An 18,469-nucleotide genomic window follows, 5' to 3' on the forward strand; every position below is an offset into this window, starting at 1 on the left:
TCCTACAGGTCGACCTCGCGCATGAGCATGCCGACCTCGGTGTTGGTGAGGCGGCGCAGCCAGCCGGACTTCTGGTCGCCCAGCGGGATCGGCCCGAAGCTGGTGCGCACCAGCTTGTCGACGGGGAAGCCGGCCTCGGCCAGCATCCGGCGCACGATGTGCTTCCGGCCCTCGTGGAGGGTGACCTCGACGAGGTAGTTCTTGCCGGTGTTCTGCACGATCCGGAAGTGGTCGGCGCGGGCCCAGCCGTCCTCCAGCTCGATACCGCTCTTGAGCTGCTTGCCGAGGTCGCGCGGCAGCGGGCCCTGGATCGCGGCGAGGTAGGTCTTCTTCACGCCGTACCGCGGGTGGGTCAGCCGGTGGGCCAGCTCGCCGTGGTTGGTGAGCAGGATCAGCCCCTCGGTCTCGGTGTCGAGCCGGCCGACGTGGAAGAGCCGGGTGTCGCGGTTGGTGACGTAGTCGCCCAGGCACTGCCGCCCGTCGGGGTCCTCCATGGTGGAGACCACGCCGGCCGGCTTGTTGAGCGCGAAGAACAGGTACGACTGGGTGGCGACGGTCAGGCCGTCGACCTTCACCTCGTCGCGGTCGGGGTCGACCCGCATGCCCTGCTCGGTGACGATCTCGCCGTTCACCTCGACCCGGAGCTGCTCGATCAGCTCCTCACACGCCCGGCGCGAGCCCATGCCGGCCCTGGCCAGCACCTTCTGCAGCCGCTCACCCTCCTGCTCGGCACCCGGGAACGTCTTGGGCGTCTTGACCTGGGGCTTGCTGTGCCGCTCCCGGTTGCGCTCCTCGATCTGGGCGTCGAGCTCGCGCGGCCGGGCCGGGACCGGCTTGCGGCCCCGGTTGCCGGTCGGCCGGGCGCCGGGCTTGGCACCGCCGGCGTCCTTGGTGCGGGGCATGCCGCCGGGCCTGTTCGCACCGGACTGGCCGGTGCCGCCGACGTCGTAGCGGCGCTCCTCCGGACGGGGCTTGCGGGGGCGCTCCGGCTCCCCGCCGCGCCGGTCGGCAGAGCCGCCGCCACTGCCGCCGCGGGGTTTCCGGTTGCCGCCGCTGTTCCTGTCGCTGCTTCGCATCAAGGTTCCGTAATCGAGGTGATCGAGTTCGAGGTCGTCGGTGGATCGTCCGGGGCGTCCGGGTCGAAGGACGGCAGCCCTTCCGCGGACTCCGCCTCGACCGCTTCCGCCTCCGGCAGGAACGGGGCGAGCTCGGGCAGCTCATCGAGGCTGCGCAGGCCCATACGTTCCAGGAAGTAGTTCGTCGTCCTGTACAGGATCGCACCTGTCTCGGGTTCCGTCCCACCTTCCTCCACGAGCCCGCGCTGGAGCAGGGTGCGCATGACACCGTCGCAGTTCACCCCGCGCACCGCCGAGACCCGGGACCGGCTCACCGGTTGGCGGTACGCGACCACCGCCAGCGTCTCCAGTGCGGCCTGCGTCAGCCGGGCCTGCTGGCCGTCCAGCACGAAGCTCTCCACCGCCGGGGAGAACTCCGGGCGGGTGTAGAACCGCCAGCCGCCCGCGACCAGCCGCAGGTCGAAGCCCCTGCCCTCGCGGGTGTAGTCGTCGGACAGCTCGCGCAGCGCCTTGCCGACCGCCCGCCTCGGCCGGTCCAGCACCTTCGCGAGGTGCTCCTCGGTCGCCGGCTCGTCGACCACCATCAGCACGGCCTCCAGCGCCGGCTTCAGCTCCAGCTCGGCGGTGGCGGCGGCGAGCAGCCCCGCCGGAGCGGGCTCGGCGGCCGGGACGGCGGCGCCGGAAGCGGCCCGCGTGAGGTCCGTCACGTCGGTCATCCCTGCTCTCCTCTCCCGGCGGAACCGGGCTCACTGATGTCGGTCTCGCCGATCTCGGGCTCACCGGTCTCGGGCTCACCGGTCTCGGGCTCACCGGTCTCGGGCTCACCGGACCCGATGACGGAGGACTCGCTGCCGGCGGACCCGGTGGCGTCACCCTCCGCACGGCCGCCCCGCTCACGGCCCCCCGCCGGGGGCTTCGGCGGGCGCTCCTGGTCGAACTCGTCCGTCACCAGCGGAGCCGCGTCCTCGGCCGTCCCCGTCCACCGCACCTGGAGCAGGCCCAGCGCCTCCTCCTGGTCCAGTGCGACCGCCTTCTCCCGGTACAGCTCCAGCAGCGCCAGGAAGCGGGCCACGACCGTGAGCGTGTCGGCCGCGTCCGCGGTGAGCTCCCCGAAGCTTGCCGCACCCCGCTCGCGCAGCAGGGCGATCACGTGCTCGGCCTGCTCCCGCACGCTCACCAGGGGGGCGTGGATGTGGTCCACGTACACCTGCGGCTTCGGCTTCGGCTGCATCGCCTTCACCGCCAGGCGCGCGAACCGCTCCGGGCCGATGCTCAGCACCACCTCCGGCAGCAGCTCGGCGTGCTGCGGCTCCAGGCCGACGGTCCGCGGGTGGCGCAGCGCCTCCTGTTCGAGCCGTTCCGCGAAGATCGCCGCGATCTGCTTGAACGCGCGGTACTGCAGCAGTCGCGCGAACAGCAGGTCCCGCGCCTCCAGCAGCGCGAGGTCCGCCTCGTCCTCCACCTCGGCGGCCGGCAGCAGCCGTGCGGCCTTCAGGTCCAGCAGCGTCGCCGCGACCACCAGGAACTCCGTGGTCTGGTCCAGGTCCCAGTCCGGGCCCATCGCGTGGATGTGGGCCATGAACTCGTTGGTGACCTTCGACAGCGCGATCTCGGTCACGTCGAGCCGGTGCTTCGAGATCAGCTGGAGCAGCAGGTCGAACGGCCCCTCGAAGTTCGCCAGCCGTACGGTGAAACGGTCCCCGGCGGCTTCCGGCGTCGGAGCGGCTTCCGGGGTCGGGACGTCCTCCGGGATCCGAGCGGCTTCCGGGACGTCGACGTTCGCGGGTTCCTCGGGCCGGCCGTCACCAGGTTCCGTCTCCTGCGGCGGCTGTACGGCAGCGGCTTCCGCCTCCTCCGACGCTTCCACGGCTCCGGGTGCGGCTTCTCCGGACGGTTCGGCCGCGCCTGGCGCCACGGGTTCGGCGTCTCCCGCCAACGGTTCCATGGCAGGGGCCGGTTCCGCCTCGGCGGCGGGGCCGCGTCCGAGGCTGCGGCGGCGAGCAGCGGGTGAGGTCGGCATCGGAAGCAGGCTACTCGCCGTAGCGGCTCGCGCTCCGTCGGCGGGTTCGGCGCTCCGGGGGCAGAACTGCTGCGAGCAGCCCCCGTCGGCAAGTAGCCCCTCGCCCGACGGGACGAGGCACTCCGGAGGGCCGAGGCACCGCACCCCGCGGGGCTCAGCGGCCGCGCAGCCGCCGGACCAGGATGCTCGCGTCACCGCGGGATTCGAGGTCGGCCAGCACGACCGCGACGGCCTCACGGACGATCCGGCCGCGGTCGATCGCGAGGCCGTGCTCGCCGCGCAGCACCAGGCGGGCGTGCTCCAGATCCATCAGCTCCTCGGCGGAGACGTAGACGGTGATCTTCTCGTCGTGGCGCTCGCGGCCGCTGGGCCTGCGGTTCTGACGGGGCGCCTTGCGGCGGGCGGGCGCGGCCGGCTGCGGGGTCGCGGTGATCGGCGGGGGGGTGGGCTTCTGCGAGGTGACGGTCGCCGTGGCCACGGGGGTGGCGCTCGCGGCGGCCTGGACCGTGCCGTTGCGCTCGGGCGCGCGCTCGCCGGTGAGCGGTCGGCGCGGGCCGGGGGGAACCGCGGAGGCCCCGTCGCGGCCGGTGTGCTCGTCGCTGCGGGCGGGTGCGGGCGCCGTCGCGGCGGCCTGGACCGTGCCGTTGCCGGTGCCCTGCGAGCCCGGGCCGCCGGAGCGCGCGTCGGAGTCGGCCTCGGCGCTGTGGGTCGGCGAGGGTGCCTGGAGTGCGGCGCCGCCGGTGGTCCGGAACAGTTCGTCGGCGCCCGGCAGGCTCACTCGGCGTGGCACCGGGCGAGCACCTCCCTGGCGAGTTGGCGATAGGCCGCGGCACCCACGGAGTTGGAGGCGTACGTGGTGATCGGCTCACCGGCGACGGTGGTCTCCGGGAACCGCACGGTGCGGCCGATGACGGTGTGGAAGACGTGGTCGTCGAACGCCTCGACCACCCGGGCCAGCACCTCCCGGCTGTGCACGGTGCGCGAGTCGTACATCGTGGCGAGGATGCCGTCGAGTTCGAGTTCGGGGTTGAGACGCTCGCGGACCTTCTCGATCGTCTCGGTGAGCAGCGCGACGCCGCGCAGCGCGAAGAACTCGCACTCCAGCGGCACGATCACCGAGTGCGCGGCGGTCAGCGCGTTGACGGTGAGCAGGCCGAGCGAGGGCTGGCAGTCGATGACGATGTAGTCGTAGTCGGCCATCAGCGGCTTGAGCGCGCGCTGCAGCGCGGACTCGCGGGCGACCTCGCTGACCAGCTGCACCTCGGCGGCGGACAGGTCGATGTTGCTCGGCAACAGGTCCATGCCGGGGACCGCGGTCTTCAGCAGCACCTCGTCGGCGGCGAGCCCGCGTTCCATCAGCAGGTTGTAGACCGTGATGTCGAGTTCCATCGGGTTGACCCCGAGGCCGACCGACAGGGCGCCCTGCGGGTCGAAGTCGACGAGCAGCACGCGGCGGCCGTACTCGGCGAGCGCGGCACCCAGGTTGATGGTCGAGGTGGTCTTGCCGACCCCGCCCTTCTGGTTGCACATCGCGACGATCTTCGCCGGGCCGTGGTCGGTCAGCGGGTTCGGGATCGGGAAGTACGGCAGCGGGCGGCCGGTGGGGCCGACCCGCTCGCGGCGCTGTCGGGCGGCGTCGGGCGCGAGCGTCGCGGCGTACTCCGGGTCCGGCTCGTATTCGGCGTCGGGGTCGTAGAACTGACCGTCTTGCAGATCGTGATCGTCGTAAGGAGCCATGGTGTAACCGGGCACTGTCTCCGTGGTCGTCGTCTCGGGCCGGCGGGACTCGAAGGTACGGACCGCTGCGGAACCGACGGTCGTTCCTGGTTGACCACCCCCGGGAGCAAATGTCGACTCATTCACAAGTCGTCTTACCTCCTTGGTGACCAGGAAACTTCTCAATAGGTCAGCGTGACTACAGCCGACGTTTCGCGACTCTATGGCGTGTCGGTGGTCCGCAGCAACACAATCCGCCGGAGACGGCACGATGTGTCGGGAAGCGAACACCCGGCTGTCAAGGGCGTAACCACGCGAACGGCGGGGTCTCGAAGGACAAGACCCCGCCGTGCAGGCGTAGTTGGCACAAGGTGCCGATGCGTGACGTTTTCTCCCGGCGCCGGGGCTCAGCCCAGCAGGGTGTGCAGGTCAGCGGTGTCCAGGCCGTGGGCCTCGCCGACCGGGCCGTAAACGACCTGCCCCTCATGGGTGTTGAGGCCGAGGGCGAGCGCTGCGTCGCGACGCAGCGCCTCGCGCCAGCCGCGGTTGGCCAGTTCGACGATGTAGGGCAGCGTCACATTGGTGAGCGCGTAGGTCGACGTGTTGGGCACCGCGCCGGGCATGTTGGCCACGCAGTAGAAGACCGAGTCGTGCACGGTGAAGGTCGGTTCGGCGTGCGTCGTGGGGCGCGAGTCCTCGAAGCAGCCGCCCTGGTCGATCGCGATGTCGACAAGTACCGAACCCGGCTTCATCCGGGAGACCAGCTCGTTGGTGACCAGCTTGGGGGCCTTGGCGCCGGGCACCAGCACCGCGCCGACGACGAGGTCGGCGTCGAGGACGGCCTGCTCCAGCGCAAGGGCGTTGGAGGTGATGGTCTGCACGCGGTTGCCGAACACCTTGTCGGCCTCGCGCAGTTTGTCGACGTCCTTGTCGAGCAGCGTGACGTGGAAGCCGAGACCGAGCGCGATGGTGGTGGCGTGCCAGCCGGAGACACCCGCGCCGATCACCACCGCACGGCCGGACTTCACCCCGGGCACCCCGCCGGGCAGCACTCCGCGGCCGCCGGCCGAGCGCATCAGGTGGTACGCGCCGACCTGGGGGGCCAGCCGCCCGGCGACCTCCGACATCGGGGCGAGCAGCGGCAGCCGGCGTCCGGGGGTCTCCACCGTCTCGTAGGCGATCGCGGTGGTGCCGGACTCCAGCAGGGCGTCCGTGCAGGCGCGGGAGGCGGCCAGGTGCAGGTAGGTGAAGAGGATCTGGTCCTTGCGCAGCCGGTGGTACTCCTCGGCGACCGGCTCCTTGACCTTCAGCAGCAGGTCGGCGGCGCCCCACACCTCGTCGGCGGTGCCGAGGACCGCCGCACCCGCGGTGGCGTACTCCTCGTCGGGGATGGACGAGCCGGCTCCCGCGCCCTGCTCGACGACGACCTGGTGGCCGTGCCGGACGAGTTCGTGCACACCGGCGGGGGTGATGGCCACGCGGAACTCGTTGTTCTTGACCTCGCGGGGGATGCCCACCTTCACGTCGATCACGGTCCTTGCACTCAGGAGGGGAGGGGAGGGTGCGTCCATATATCCGTCTGTCCGGACATGAGGCAGCATCGCGCGACACACCGGATCTGACCGGCTTGTGTGCGGCTGGGCTCAGTCTAGTGAAGGAGTAGCCGCTGTCCAGCCTTACAAAGTGGTGGGTTTCCCGGAGAGCATTGGCAGTTTCGTAGGTTGAAGGCGCCGGGGAGCGAGAAGTGCCGGTCACCGGGCCCGGACGAGCCGGGACCCGCCGGGCCAGGAGGAGGCGGGGGCGGCACACCGGCGCGGAAGCGGCAGAGGCGGACGGGGTGGACCGCCGGACCGGGCCGGGATTGACCCGTGTTCGGGGGCCGGGCCGGCTCAGAACGCCGGCGACTCACCCGCCTGCAGCAGGCGGCCGGCGGCGGCGCGTTGGAGATCGGCGCCCCCGCTGTCGCCGAGCCGCTGGAGTGCCTCGGCCAACCGCATCAGCACGGCGGCTTCGAGGCGGCGCTCGCCGGCCTGGCGGGCGTAGTAGAGCGCGTCCCGGCAGGTGCGCATCGCGTCCTCGGGCAGCCCGGCGTACTCCTGCACCCGGGCCGCCTCGGCCAGCGCCCGGGCCTGCGAGGACAGGTCGCCGAGCCTGCGGTGCACCCCGGCCGCGGCACGCCATTCCCGCAGCGCGGGGCCGTGGCTGCCGAGGTAGGTCAGGACGGCGCCGATCCGGGCGTGCAGCCGTGCCTGGTCGACGAGTTCACCGCGGCCCTGGCGCAGCGCGAGCGCGCGGCCGAACCAGTCGCAGGCCCGCGACAGGTCCCGCTGTTCCAGGTAGCAGGCACCGATGGCCTCCAGCACGCGACCCTCGGCACCGGTGTCGTCGGCGGCGCGCGCGGCTTCGAGCGCCTTGCGGTACGCCGTGACGGCGCGGTCGGTACGGCCCGCCTCGACGTCCAGGTCCGCGAGGTTGATCAGCGCGGCGGCCTTCTCGTGGGGCAGGTGGCGGCGTTCGGCGACGGTGAGGGCGAGGGTGTGCAACTCGTACCGGTCGGCGCCGGCCGGGAGCCGGCGGGGGCGGCCGGCGGCCGGGGGCGCGGGCTGGGCGAGCACGGCGCGGACGAGGGCGGTGATCAGCCGGCGGGCGAGGGTGTCGAGCTCGCCGTCGGCCACGGCGGCGCGGGCGGCGGCCATCAGCGCGGGGCGGCGGGTGCGCAGCCACTCGGCCGCGGCGGCGGGCGAGGCGAAGCGTACGGTGCCGGGCAGCGCGTCCGCGCCGGCCTCGCGGGCCAGCGTGACCCGGCACGATTCCAGCAGCCGGACCGTCCGCTCCAGCATCCGGGCCCGGGCCAGGGTGATGTCCTGCGGGCGGTCGGTGGCGGCCAGCAGCGCGCGCAGCAGCGGTTCGAGGCACCCCGGCACCCGGTACAACCCGTCAGCAGGGCCGCGGAGCAGCAGCGCGGAGTCGGCGAGGTCGGAGAGCGCGCGCTCGGCGACGTCGACCGCGCAGCCGGCCAGCGCGGAGGCGACGTGGGCGTCGACGCTGCCGGCGGGAGCGAGTACGAGGCTGCGCAGGAGTCGGGCGACCGCGGGAGGAAGGGTGCCGTAGGCCGCCCGGAAGGCGCGGAGGAGTTCGCCCGGCGCGGCGGGCCGGCGCGCGGGCGGCGGCTGCTCGGCGGCGGGAGCGTCGGCGGCGACGCCCTTCGCGTCGGCCGGGCCGGCTGCCGACGCGGGGGGTGCCGCGGGCGCGGGCGGGGCCGGGGTGAGCGGCGAGTCGGGGGTGGCGTGCAGGTGCACGGCCGCCTCGGACAGGGGCATACGCGGCTGGGCGGCGAGCCAGGCCGCGGCCAGCCGCACGGCGGTGGGGTGGCCGGAGAGTTCCTGCACCAGCGTCTCGGCGGCGCGCGGGTCGTTGGTCACCCGGGTCCCGCCGATGGTGCGGGCGAGCAGTGCGAGGGCCGCGGGGGTGTCCAGGCCGCCGAGGGTGCACGGCCGGACGTCGGGGACGCCGGACAGCGGGCCGTCGGCGGTGGCGACCACGAGGCTGCCGGGCGACTCGGGCAGCAGCCCGGCGAGCTGGTCGGCGTGCGGCACGTCGTCGAGGACGAGCAGCAGGCGGCGCCCGGCGGTCGCCTCGCGCAGGGCGGCGACCGGATCGACGGCCGGGTCCGGGCCGGGCGCGTCCTCCGCCCCGCCGGGAAGGGCCTGCCCGGGAACGGCCCCGCCAGGAGCGACATGACCAGGAGCGACGTGACCGGAAACGGACTGTCCCGGAACCGCGCGGCGGCCGGCGGCGAGCACCCGCAGCAGCGCGCGGGCGGTGTCCGCGGGGGCGACCGGATCGCCGTCGGTGCCGGTGAGCCGCAGGAAGAACTGCCCGTCGGGGTACGCCGGCGCCACCTCGCGGGCCAGGGTGATCGCCAGTTCGGTCCGCCCGGCGCCGGGACGGCCGACGACCAGCAGCACCCGGCCGCGGTCCGGCTGCTTGCCGCCCACCACGGCGAGCCCGGGCCGGCCGATCTCGGCGCGCAGCTGGGCCAGTTCGCGTTCCCGCCCGACGAAGTAGGGGGCCGGCCCGGGCAGTTCACGCGCGACGACGGTGCCGACCGGCTCGGCGTCGGCGGGGACAGGGGCCGGGGCAGGTGGCGGGACCACAGGGTCGGCCGGCGGGACGGGCGGGCGCGGGGGGAGCGTCGGGCGCGGCGGCACCGGCGGACCCGCGGCGGGCTGGGGCACCACACCCGGCCGGACCTCAGCCGTGGACGGGGCTGCCTCCGCGGACGGAGAAACCACCGGCTCCGCGACCGGACCTGCCTCCGCGGAAGGAGAAACCGCTGCCTCCGCGACCGCACCCGCCTCCGTGGGCGGAGAAAGCACTGCCTCCGCGACCGGACCCACCCCCGCCGACGAGGAGGCCGCCGGCTCCGCGATCGGTCCCGGCTCCCCCGCGGGGCGCCCGGGCGCAGGCTCTCCGTTCTCGTCGGCGCTCCCCGCAGGAGTCCGCCGCGGGTCGAGGGCCTGGTCCGGCACGAGCACGCTCCCGGAGGTGAGGTGATGCCCCGGGAAGGGGGCGCGTCGAGCCTAGTTCACGCCGGGCGCCACGCCCCTGGGTCCGTGGCCGACGGAGGGCCGAATGATCACCCTTTCGGATCACCCGCCGGGGCACCCTTGCCTGGGGCTACGTCGTGAAGGGCCGCGCCGGCCAGGGCGAATCCGCCGGGCGCAAGGCGTCGAGCCCGCCGGTGCCGAGCGCGGCACTGAGCGCGAGCACGCCGACCACCAGGCAGCTGTTGTGCAGCTCGCCGGCCAGCACGCCCTGCACCAGCTCGGCCAGCGGCACCCGCGCGTACTCCAGGTCCGCCTCCTCCTCGCTGACGGCGAAGCGCTCTCCCTCGGCCTCGGAGACGCCACGGGCCAGGAAGATCCGCACCGCCTCGTCGGAGCCGCCGGGGCTGGTGTACATGTCGGCGAGCACCCGCCAGTCGTCGGCCTTGACGTGCGCCTCTTCGTACAGCTCGCGCTGCGCGGCGTTCAGCGGGTTCTCGCCGGGGATGTCGAGCAGGCCGGCCGGGATCTCCCACAGCTTGTGCCGGACCGGGTGCCGGTACTGCTTGAGCACCAGCACCCGGTCGTCGTCGTCGAGCGCGAGGACGGCCACGGAACCGGGGTGCACCTGGTAGTCACGGCCGGCGGTGGAACCGTCGGGCATCACCACCTGGTCGGTGCGCACACCGGTCTTGTTGCCGGTGAACGGCGTGGAGGTGGCGGTGACCCGCCACTCCTGCGGGGTGTCCTGGAGCATGCGTGGGCCTTCCGGGAGGTCGGATGTCAGGGTGCCGTCAGGGTCCGCGGACCCCGGCTCGGTCTCAGCGCTTCGCCTGGGCCGCCACCGCGGCCTTCACCAGTCCGGCGAAGAGCGGGTGCGGGCGGGTCGGCCGGGACTTCAGCTCGGGGTGGGCCTGGGTCGCCACCAGGTAGGGGTGCACGTCGCGCGGGTACTCGACGTACTCCACCAGCTTGTTGTCGGGCGAGGTACCCGAGAAGACCAGCCCGGTCTTCTGCTCGAGCTCGGCCCGGTAGGCGTTGTTGACCTCGTAGCGGTGCCGGTGGCGCTCCTCGACGTAGGGCTGGTCGTCGTAGACCTCGCGGACGAGGGAGCCCTCGGCGAGCTTGGCCGGATAGGTGCCCAGCCGCATGGTGCCGCCCAGGTCGCCCTTGCCGTCGACGATGTCGAGCTGCTCGGCCATGGTGGAGATGACCGGGTGGGCGGTGCCCGGGTCGAACTCGGTGGAGTTCGCGTCGGCGATCCCGGCGAGGTTGCGGGCGGCCTCGATCACGATGCACTGCAGGCCCAGGCACAGGCCCAGCAGCGGCAGCCGCTGCTCGCGGGCGTAGGTGATCGCACCGACCTTGCCCTCGACGCCGCGGTCGCCGAAGCCACCGGGCACGCACACCGCGTCGACGCCGGCCAGCTGCGCCGCCGCGCCGGCCGGGGTCTTGCACTCGTCGGAGGCGACCCACTTCACGGTGACCCGGGCGTTGTTGGCGAAGCCGCCGGCCCGGATCGCCTCGGTGACGGACAGGTAGGCGTCGGGCAGGTCGATGTACTTGCCGACCAGGGCGACGGTGACCTCGTGCGCGGGTTCGTGCACCCGCTTGAGCAGATCGTCCCACTGGGTCCAGTCCACGTCGCGGAACGGCAGGTCGAGCCGCCGCACCACATAGGCGTCCAGGCCCTCGGTGTGCAGCACCTTGGGGATGTCGTAGATGGACGGGGCGTCGATCGCCGCGACCACCGCGTCCTCGTCGACGTCGCACATCAGGGAGATCTTCCGCTTGATCGCGATGGGCACCTCGCGGTCGGCGCGCAGCACGATCGCGTCGGGCTGGATGCCGATGTTGCGCAGAGCCGCCACCGAGTGCTGGGTCGGCTTCGTCTTCAGCTCGCCGGACGGGCCGATGTAGGGCAGCAGGGAGATGTGCACCACGAACACGTTGTCGCGGCCGACCTCGTGGCGGACCTGGCGGACCGACTCCAGGAAGGGCAGCGACTCGATGTCGCCGACGGTGCCGCCGACCTCGGTGATGACCACGTCGACGTCGCCGCCGGCCATCCGCCGGATCCGGGACTTGATCTCGTTGGTGATGTGCGGGATGACCTGGACGGTGTCGCCCAGGTACTCGCCGCGCCGCTCCTTGGCGATCACCGAGGAGTACACCTGGCCGGTGGTGACGTTGGCGGAGCCCGCGAGGTTCACGTCGAGGAAGCGCTCGTAGTGGCCGATGTCGAGGTCGGTCTCCGCGCCGTCGTCCGTGACGAAGACCTCACCGTGCTGGAACGGGTTCATGGTGCCCGGGTCCACGTTCAGGTACGGGTCGAGCTTCTGCATGGTGACGCGCAGGCCACGCGCCTTGAGCAGCGCGCCCAGGCTGGAGGCGGTGAGTCCCTTGCCCAGCGAGGAGGCCACCCCTCCGGTGACGAAGATGTGCTTGGTCGTCGTGGATTTGGGCGCACTGTTCGAGAATGCTGCCAAGAGGGGGCTCCCGTGGTCGCGAGGTGAGTCGGGACGGCGCTCAGGTTGTTCGCGCCGTCGCGGCGGTTCAGTGGTTCACAGCCCACCGGCCCACGGGCTACCAGGGTATCAGCGCCGTCGGGGGCGGATGTCGGCAGGCGCGGGCCGCCGAGGAGTTTTCACCGGGCGGCGACCGCATGGCGAGCGTGTGTGGGATTCGTGGCGACCGCGCGGAGACCGGGTGCCGATCGCGTGCGCGGCGCCGCGCGTGCGAGGCTGGATGGCGGGCGCGGAACGCGCCTGCCTGCGGTGACGGCCGATCCGCACGCACCGGTGCGTGCGGCCACCCGACCGGCTCAGTAAAGATCAGTGAGAGGCGCGCGCCGCTCCCTGTGAGGACGTATTCTGCTCGAACGCATTGCGCGAGTGACCGGCACGGCACCATCCCCGCCCCCTTCCGGATCACCAGCTCGCCCACAGTTCCAGAGCTGTTTTGCCGCAGGAATTGCCCCCATACCGCAAGACCGTCCCACGGGGGCGGCGCCGTGTTCGACTGGAGTTACACGTGGCAGGGCGTATCGAGGACTACGCACTCATCGGCGACATGCAGACCGCTGCACTGGTCTGCAGGGACGGCACTGTCGACTGGCTGTGCCTGCCGCGGTTCGACTCGCCGGCGGTCTTCGCCGGCCTGCTCGGCACCGATCAGCACGGCTTCTGGCGGATCGGCCCGGCCGTCGCCGAGGGCGTGAGGACGCCGGACGCGACACGCCGCCACTACCGCGGCGAATCCCTGGTCCTGGAGTCGGAGTGGGACACCCGCACCGGCACGGTCCGGGTGATCGACTTCATGCCGCCGCGCGACGGCGCGCCGCAGGTGATCCGGATAGTGGAGGGCGTGAGCGGCCGGGTGGCGATGCGCTCCTCCCTGCGGATGCGCTTCTCCTACGGCCAGGTGGTCCCGTGGGTCCAGCAGGTCGGGGACCGTACGGTCGCGGTGGCCGGTCCCGACTCGGTGTGGCTGGACACCGATGTCGAAACGTACGGTGAGGAGCTGACGACGTACAGCGACTTCACCGTCTCCCCCGGCGACCGGGTGTGCTTCACGATCAGCTGGGAGCCCTCGCACAAGCCGCAGCCGCCGTTGCCCGACCCGCAGGGCTCGCTCGACGCGACCGAGGACTTCTGGCGGGAGTGGGTCGAACAGTGCACGTACAGCGGCCCCTACCGGGAAGCCGTGATCCGCTCGCTGATCACCCTCAAGGCCCTGACCTACGGGCCGACCGGCGGGATCGTCGCCGCGCCCACCACCTCCCTGCCGGAGGACATCGGCGGGGTGCGCAACTGGGACTACCGCTTCACCTGGCTGCGCGACGCGGCGATCACCCTCTCCTCGCTGCTGCGCACCGGCTACCGCGACGAGGCCCGCGCCTGGCGCGAGTGGCTGCTGCGCGCGGTGGCCGGCGATCCGGAGAACCTCCAGATCATGTACGGCATCGCCGGCGAGCGTGAGCTGGGCGAGAACACGCTGCACTGGCTGCCGGGGTACGAGGGCTCGTCGCCGGTACGGATCGGCAACCAGGCCGCGCACCAGCTCCAGCTCGACGTGTACGGCGAGGTCACCGAGGCGCTGCACCTGGGCCACATGACCGGCCTCACCCGCAACGACTACGCGAGCGTGCTCCAGCTCAAGCTGATCGCCTACCTGGAGAAGCACTGGATGGAGCCCGACGAGGGCATCTGGGAGGTGCGTGGCCCGCGCCGCCACTTCGTGCACTCCAAGGTGATGGCCTGGGTGGCCGTCGACCGCACCGTCAAGCTCATCGAGTCCGGCGAGATCGACGGGCCGCTGGAGAGCCTGAAGGACCTGCGGGACGAGATCCACTACGACGTCTGCGAGAAGGGCTACGACCGGGAGCGCAACACCTTCACCCAGTCCTACGGCTCGCGCGAGCTGGACGCCTCCCTGCTGCTCATCCCGCAGATGGGCTTCCTTCCCCCGGACGACAAGCGGGTGATCGGGACCATCGAGGCGATCCAGCGGGAGCTGTCCACCGAGGACGGGTTCGTGCTGCGCTATCCGACCTCGCGCAGCGACGGCAGCGGCGACCAGAACCTCGACGGGCTGCCCGGTGACGAAGGGGCCTTCCTGGCCTGCTCGTTCTGGCTTGCGGATGATCTTGCGATGATCGGGCGGGTGCAGGAGGCCCGCCGCCTCTTCGAGAAGTTGCTCGCGCTCCGCAACGATCTGGGGCTGCTCGCCGAGGAGTGGGATCCGCGCCGCCAGCGCCAAGTGGGCAACTTCCCCCAGGCGTTCAGCCATGTCCCCCTGATCGACACCGCCCTCCGCCTCACCGCCTGCGGCGCCTTCCAGTAATCAACCAGGGTGCCTCTGACCCTCCGGGGTACCCCCGCCTGCGAGTTGCGGGACCTTGCGGTCCGGCTGTGGTGTGGGGGTGCCCCCAGGCGGAGCTCTGGGGGGAGAACTGCGCGGCAGGCCACCCACTCACGGGTGGTCCCTCAACCGGCGGACAAGGGGCACCCCGGAAGGTCAGATCAACTCGTCGTAGACGCTGAGGACCTGCGCCACCGTGTCGTCCTCGGTGGGCCAAGTGGCGGCCTGCGCCCGCCCGGCGACGGCGAGAGCAACACGCCGCTCGGGCTCCGCCAGCAACTCGGTGACCGCGCGCGCGAACACGTACGGGTCGCCGTAGGGCACGAGCAGCGCGGCCTCGCCGACGAGTTCGGGGGTGCCGCCGACCGCGGTGGCGACCAGCGGCACCCCGGCGTGCAGCGCCTCCTGCGCGATCAGGGCGCGGCCCTCCCAGAGGCTGGGCAGCACCACGAGGTCAGCGGCGGACAGCAGTTCGGGCACGTCGTCACGCCGCCCGAGCAGCACCGCGGGCAACTTCTCCAGGTCGATGCGGTGTTCGAGGGCCGCCCGCTCCTCGCCCTCACCCGCGATCACGAGCAGCGGCCGCAGTTCGGAGTCGGCCCAGTGCGCGGACGCCGACAGCAGCAGGTCGTACCCCTTGGACGCTTCCAGCCGGCCGACGGCCAGCAGCAGCGGGCGGTCCTCGGCGCCCAACTCGGCCCGCACCTGCCGCTTCCGCAACTCCCCGTCCGCAGGGGGCCGCGGGGGCCGGGGCAGCGGACGCGGTACGGCGGCCGGCGCCAGCCGCACGTCGCGCGCACCGTGGCCGCGCGCCCGGTCGACCAGGTCGGAGGAGACGCCGAGCACCACGGTGGCCGCGCGCACCGCACGGCGCTCCAGCCAGCGCGCCATCAGCCCGGCCCGGCCGTCGGCGGGCGGCTCGGCGCCGTGCCAGGACACCACCAGCGGGACGCGGCGGCCACCGAGCGCGAGGGCGGCGAGCAGCGCCGCCCGCAGGCCGTGCGCGTGGACCACGCCCGCGCCGGCGCAGAGCGACCGCAGCGCGGCGACCGCGGGCGCGTCGGAGGCGGCGGACCGGCCGAGCTCGACGGGGGCGAACCGGGCGCCGGCCGCGGCGAATCCGTAGTCGGCACCGACGGACGCCGGGCCGCACACGGTGACGTCCACGCCTCGCGCGACCAGTCCCGACGCCAGCGAGCAGACATGCGCACCCGCCGCCGTGCTCAGCACGTGCACGGCGTGGAGCTGCCCCTGGGCGGGGCGCGGGGTGCTGCTCACGCGGGGAGAACTCCTGACTCGGTGGGCGTGGTTGCGGATGCGCGGACGCGGCGGACGCGGTGGGCGCGGATGCGGGCGCCCGGTCCAGGATGCCAGGCCGTGGCCCGGGCCTGACCGCCGCGTAGGGCTTCGCTGGTGTCCACCCGCACCCCGGATCACCCGAACGGGTGCGCCGGGCGGCCCCAGGTGTCCAACCGCCGCACCCCCGGGGCGGTCCAGAACCACTCGCCCGCGCCGGCCCGGTCGCCCGCGGCGGCCAGCGCGACCACGACCGCGGCGTGCAGGAAGAGCGCGGTACGGCCGTCGGCGAGGGCGAGTGCCGAGCCCAGCGCGGCACCCAGCGCGTGGGCGCCCGCGTCGCCGAGCATGGTCCGCTCGTTCAGGTCGTCGCCCAGCACCGCGGCGGCCGCGCCGAGCGGCGCGGAGGCGAGCACCGCGCCGGGGCCGCGGCGCAGCAACCCGGGCAGCCCGGCCGTGATCACGGCCTTCGCGGCGCGGCCCGGGGCGACATCGGCGAGGTTCACCGCGTGGGCGCTGCCCGCGATGACCACGCCGGCCAGCACCTGGTCGAGCGGGCGGGTCTTCAGCAGCGCCCCCGCGGCCAGCCCCGCCGCGCCGATACCCAGCAGCTTGACCCCGCCCGATGTCAGCCGCTTCTCCCGCAGCGCGCGCAGGTGCGTGGCGAAGCCGCGCTCGCCGGGCACGCCCTTCTGGTCGTCGTACGCCCCGCACGCTCCGGCCGCCAGTGCCGCGCCGACCGCGGCGATCCGCGCCCGCGCGCTCACCCCGCGGGCCGCCGCCATCGCCGTCGCGGCGCCCGCGGCCGCCGCCAGGCCGCCGTACAACTCCACGCCGCGTCCCGCGTAGTTGGTGCGCTGCCACAGCCGCGCCTCGACGGGGGGCCTGCGGCGCAGCTGACGGTAGGCGGCCCGGGTCGCCGCGGCCGCGGCCGCGCCCACCGAGAGGTATCCGCTGCGTGGCTTCACGTGTTCTCCCCGTCCTGGCTGGTTCTGCGAACTCCCGGACCAGCCGCGGATCGTGGCTGCTCGCGCCCCGTCGGCGCCCCGTGCGAACCGGCCCCCGCGGCGCCGTCCACCGCACCGCGCCGGTTCCCGCCACCGGAAGGCGGTCCGGAAACCGGCGGCGCGGGACGGCCCGGGCGGGCCGGGTTCAGCGAGATGCCTTGGCCGCGGCGAGGAGTTCCTCGGCGTGGGCGCGACCCAGCTCCGAGTCCTCCAGCCCCGCGAGCATGCGGGACAGCTCACGCACGCGGTCCTCCCCTTCGAGGACGGAGACACCGCTGCGGGTGACGGACCCGTCGTTCGTCTTCTCCACCAGCAACTGCCGGTCGGCGAAGGCCGCGACCTGCGGAAGGTGGGTGACGACGACGACCTGGGCCGTGCGCGCCAGCCGGGCGAGCCGCCGGCCGACCTCGACCGCGGCCTTGCCGCCGACGCCAGCGTCGACCTCGTCGAAGAGGTACGTGGGCACCGGGTCGGACCCGGCGAAGACCACTTCCACCGCGAGCATCACCCGGGACAGCTCACCGCCGGAGGCGCCCTTGGCGATGGGCCGTGCGGGCGCGCCCGGGTGCGGGGCGAGTTGGAGTTCGACGTCGTCGGCGCCGGTGGGCCCGAAGTAGACGGCGCGGCCGCCGACCTCGATGCCGGTGGCGGGGTCGGCCGCGTCGGTCTGCCGGATCGCGACGGTGACGCGGGCGTGCGGCATGGCGAGTTCGGCGAGTTCCGCGGTCACGGCGGCGGCGAACCGCTCGGCCGCCCCGGTGCGGGCGTCGGTGAGGTGCTGGGCGAGTTCACCGAGTTCGGTGCGCAACCCGTCCCGTTCGGCGGTGAGTTCGGTGATCCGGTCGTCGTCGCCGTCGAGTTCGGTGAGCCGGATGGCGCCGCGCTCGGCCCAGGCCAGCACCGCGTCGATGCCTTCGCCCGACCCGGCGTCGGCGGGGTCGGCGCCGTACTTGCGGACGAGGTGGGCGAGGACGGAGCGGCGCTCCTCGACGACGGCCAGCCGCAGCGGGTCGGCGTCGAGGTTGTCGGCGTATCCGGCCAGCTCGCCGGCGACGTCACCGGCCAGGATGCCGATCTCGCCGAGCCGGACCGCGAGGTCGGCCAGGACGGGGTCGTGCGCGCTGACCGCGTCCAGCGCGCGCTGGGCCGCCGCGACGAGCGTGCCGGCGTCGACGGATTCGGGGTCCTCCGGGTTCCCGGCCAGGCCGGCGTGCGCGAGGGTCGCCGCGGAGGCGAGCGCCTCGGCGTGGCCGAGCCGCTCCGCCTCGGCGGCGAGTTCGACGTCCTCGCCGGGCAGCGGTTCGGCCGCGCCGATCTCCTCCACCCCGAAGCGGAGCAGATCGGCCTCCTGGGCGCGTTCCCTTGCCCGGGTGGTGAGTTCGTCCAGCTGCTCGGCGACGTCCCGCAGCCGGCGGTACGCGGAGCCGTACTTCACCAGCGGCCCGCCGACGGCGTCGCCCGCGTACCGGTCCAGGGCCTCGCGCTGCCGCGCCGGGCGCAGCAGGCCCTGCTGGTCGGTCTGGCCGTGCACCGCGACCAGTTCGTCGGCGAGTTCGCCGAGCAGCCCGACCGGGACCCCGCGTCCGCCGACGTGCGCGCGGGAGCGGCCCTCGGCCGAGACGGTCCGGCTGATCAGCAGGTCGCCGTCGTCCAGTTCCGCACCGGCCTCCGCCGCCCGCACCGCGGCGGGCGCGTCCGGGTCGAGGCTGATCCTGCCCTCGACGACCGCCTGCTTGGCGCCGATCCGCACCAGCGCCGGGTCGGCGCGGCCGCCGAGCAGCAGCCCCAGGCTGGTGACGACCATGGTCTTGCCCGCGCCGGTCTCACCGGTCACCGCGGTGAAGCCGGGTGACAGCTCCACCACGGCATCCTCGATGACTCCGAGCGACCGAATCCGCATTTCCTCCAACACGGATACGACCATACGAGGTTTCTGCTGGCCGC

Annotated in this window: 12 protein-coding genes and 1 pseudogene; 1 reads left to right on the forward strand and 12 read right to left on the reverse strand. The window is 73.6% G+C overall.

Annotated elements, in window-relative coordinates:
- Positions 1 to 2: 2 nt before the first annotated feature.
- The 9 genes and pseudogenes from C4U44_RS17265 to C4U44_RS17310 form a co-directional block, all read right to left on the reverse strand.
- Positions 3 to 1,076, reverse strand: coding sequence for a pseudouridine synthase (locus tag C4U44_RS17265; RefSeq protein WP_103886680.1), 1,074 nt, complete (start codon positions 1,074 to 1,076; stop codon positions 3 to 5).
- Positions 1,076 to 1,792, reverse strand: a complete 717-nt coding sequence (gene scpB / locus C4U44_RS17270) for an SMC-Scp complex subunit ScpB (protein ID WP_235032144.1) — start codon at positions 1,790 to 1,792, stop codon at positions 1,076 to 1,078. Before scpB ends, C4U44_RS17265 begins: the two co-directional genes overlap by 1 nt.
- Positions 1,793 to 1,983: 191 nt before the next feature.
- Positions 1,984 to 3,096: pseudogene (locus tag C4U44_RS17275) on the reverse strand (segregation and condensation protein A); the annotation flags it as partial.
- 154 nt (positions 3,097 to 3,250) lie between these two features.
- On the reverse strand, positions 3,251 to 3,886 hold the full coding sequence (locus C4U44_RS17280) for a hypothetical protein (protein ID WP_103886681.1): 636 nt from the start codon (positions 3,884 to 3,886) through the stop codon (positions 3,251 to 3,253).
- Positions 3,871 to 4,959 (reverse strand): ParA family protein, encoded by a 1,089-nt coding sequence (locus tag C4U44_RS17285; RefSeq protein WP_103886682.1) that lies wholly within the window; start codon positions 4,957 to 4,959, stop codon positions 3,871 to 3,873. Before C4U44_RS17285 ends, C4U44_RS17280 begins: the two co-directional genes overlap by 16 nt.
- A gap of 260 nt (positions 4,960 to 5,219) precedes the next feature.
- Positions 5,220 to 6,335: an alanine dehydrogenase gene (ald, locus tag C4U44_RS17290; protein WP_103886756.1), complete on the reverse strand. Its 1,116-nt coding sequence runs from the start codon at positions 6,333 to 6,335 to the stop codon at positions 5,220 to 5,222.
- Between the two features lie 366 nt (positions 6,336 to 6,701).
- Positions 6,702 to 8,969 (reverse strand): tetratricopeptide repeat protein, encoded by a 2,268-nt coding sequence (locus C4U44_RS17295; RefSeq protein WP_103886683.1) that lies wholly within the window; start codon positions 8,967 to 8,969, stop codon positions 6,702 to 6,704.
- A gap of 523 nt (positions 8,970 to 9,492) precedes the next feature.
- Complete coding sequence (locus tag C4U44_RS17305) at positions 9,493 to 10,116, reverse strand: NUDIX domain-containing protein (protein ID WP_103886685.1); 624 nt, start codon at positions 10,114 to 10,116, stop codon at positions 9,493 to 9,495.
- Positions 10,117 to 10,180: 64 nt separating this feature from the next.
- The gene (locus tag C4U44_RS17310; protein ID WP_103886686.1) at positions 10,181 to 11,848 is read right to left on the reverse strand and encodes a CTP synthase; all 1,668 of its coding nucleotides are present in this window, start codon (positions 11,846 to 11,848) and stop codon (positions 10,181 to 10,183) included.
- A gap of 532 nt (positions 11,849 to 12,380) precedes the next feature.
- Between C4U44_RS17310 and C4U44_RS17315 the strand changes: the two genes are divergently transcribed.
- The gene (locus C4U44_RS17315) at positions 12,381 to 14,204 is read left to right on the forward strand and encodes a glycoside hydrolase family 15 protein (RefSeq protein WP_265737332.1); all 1,824 of its coding nucleotides are present in this window, start codon (positions 12,381 to 12,383) and stop codon (positions 14,202 to 14,204) included.
- Between the two features lie 174 nt (positions 14,205 to 14,378).
- Here the strand turns inward: C4U44_RS17315 and C4U44_RS17320 are convergent, their stop codons facing one another.
- The 3 genes from C4U44_RS17320 to recN form a co-directional block, all read right to left on the reverse strand.
- Positions 14,379 to 15,500: a glycosyltransferase family 4 protein gene (locus C4U44_RS17320; RefSeq protein ID WP_103886688.1), complete on the reverse strand. Its 1,122-nt coding sequence runs from the start codon at positions 15,498 to 15,500 to the stop codon at positions 14,379 to 14,381.
- Positions 15,501 to 15,655: 155 nt separating this feature from the next.
- Positions 15,656 to 16,486: a hypothetical protein gene (locus C4U44_RS17325; RefSeq protein WP_235032145.1), complete on the reverse strand. Its 831-nt coding sequence runs from the start codon at positions 16,484 to 16,486 to the stop codon at positions 15,656 to 15,658.
- Positions 16,487 to 16,670: 184 nt separating this feature from the next.
- Positions 16,671 to 18,449 (reverse strand): DNA repair protein RecN, encoded by a 1,779-nt coding sequence (recN, locus tag C4U44_RS17330; protein WP_200823282.1) that lies wholly within the window; start codon positions 18,447 to 18,449, stop codon positions 16,671 to 16,673.
- Between the last annotated feature and the right edge of the window lie 20 nt (positions 18,450 to 18,469).

The sequence above is a fragment of the Actinacidiphila yanglinensis genome (genome assembly GCF_900107965.1).
GTDB classification, from domain to species: Bacteria; Actinomycetota; Actinomycetes; order Streptomycetales; family Streptomycetaceae; genus Actinacidiphila; species Actinacidiphila yanglinensis.

Excerpts from the sequence above, each read along its gene's own strand:
- C4U44_RS17265 (WP_103886680.1), bottom strand. The coding sequence starts at position 1,076 with ATGCGAAGCAGCGACAGGAACAGCGGCGGCAACCGGAAACCCCGCGGC.
- C4U44_RS17305 (WP_103886685.1), bottom strand. The coding sequence starts at position 10,116 with ATGCTCCAGGACACCCCGCAGGAGTGGCGGGTCACCGCCACCTCCACG.
- scpB (WP_235032144.1), bottom strand. The coding sequence starts at position 1,792 with ATGACCGACGTGACGGACCTCACGCGGGCCGCTTCCGGCGCCGCCGTC.
- recN (WP_200823282.1), bottom strand. The coding sequence starts at position 18,449 with ATGGTCGTATCCGTGTTGGAGGAAATGCGGATTCGGTCGCTCGGAGTC.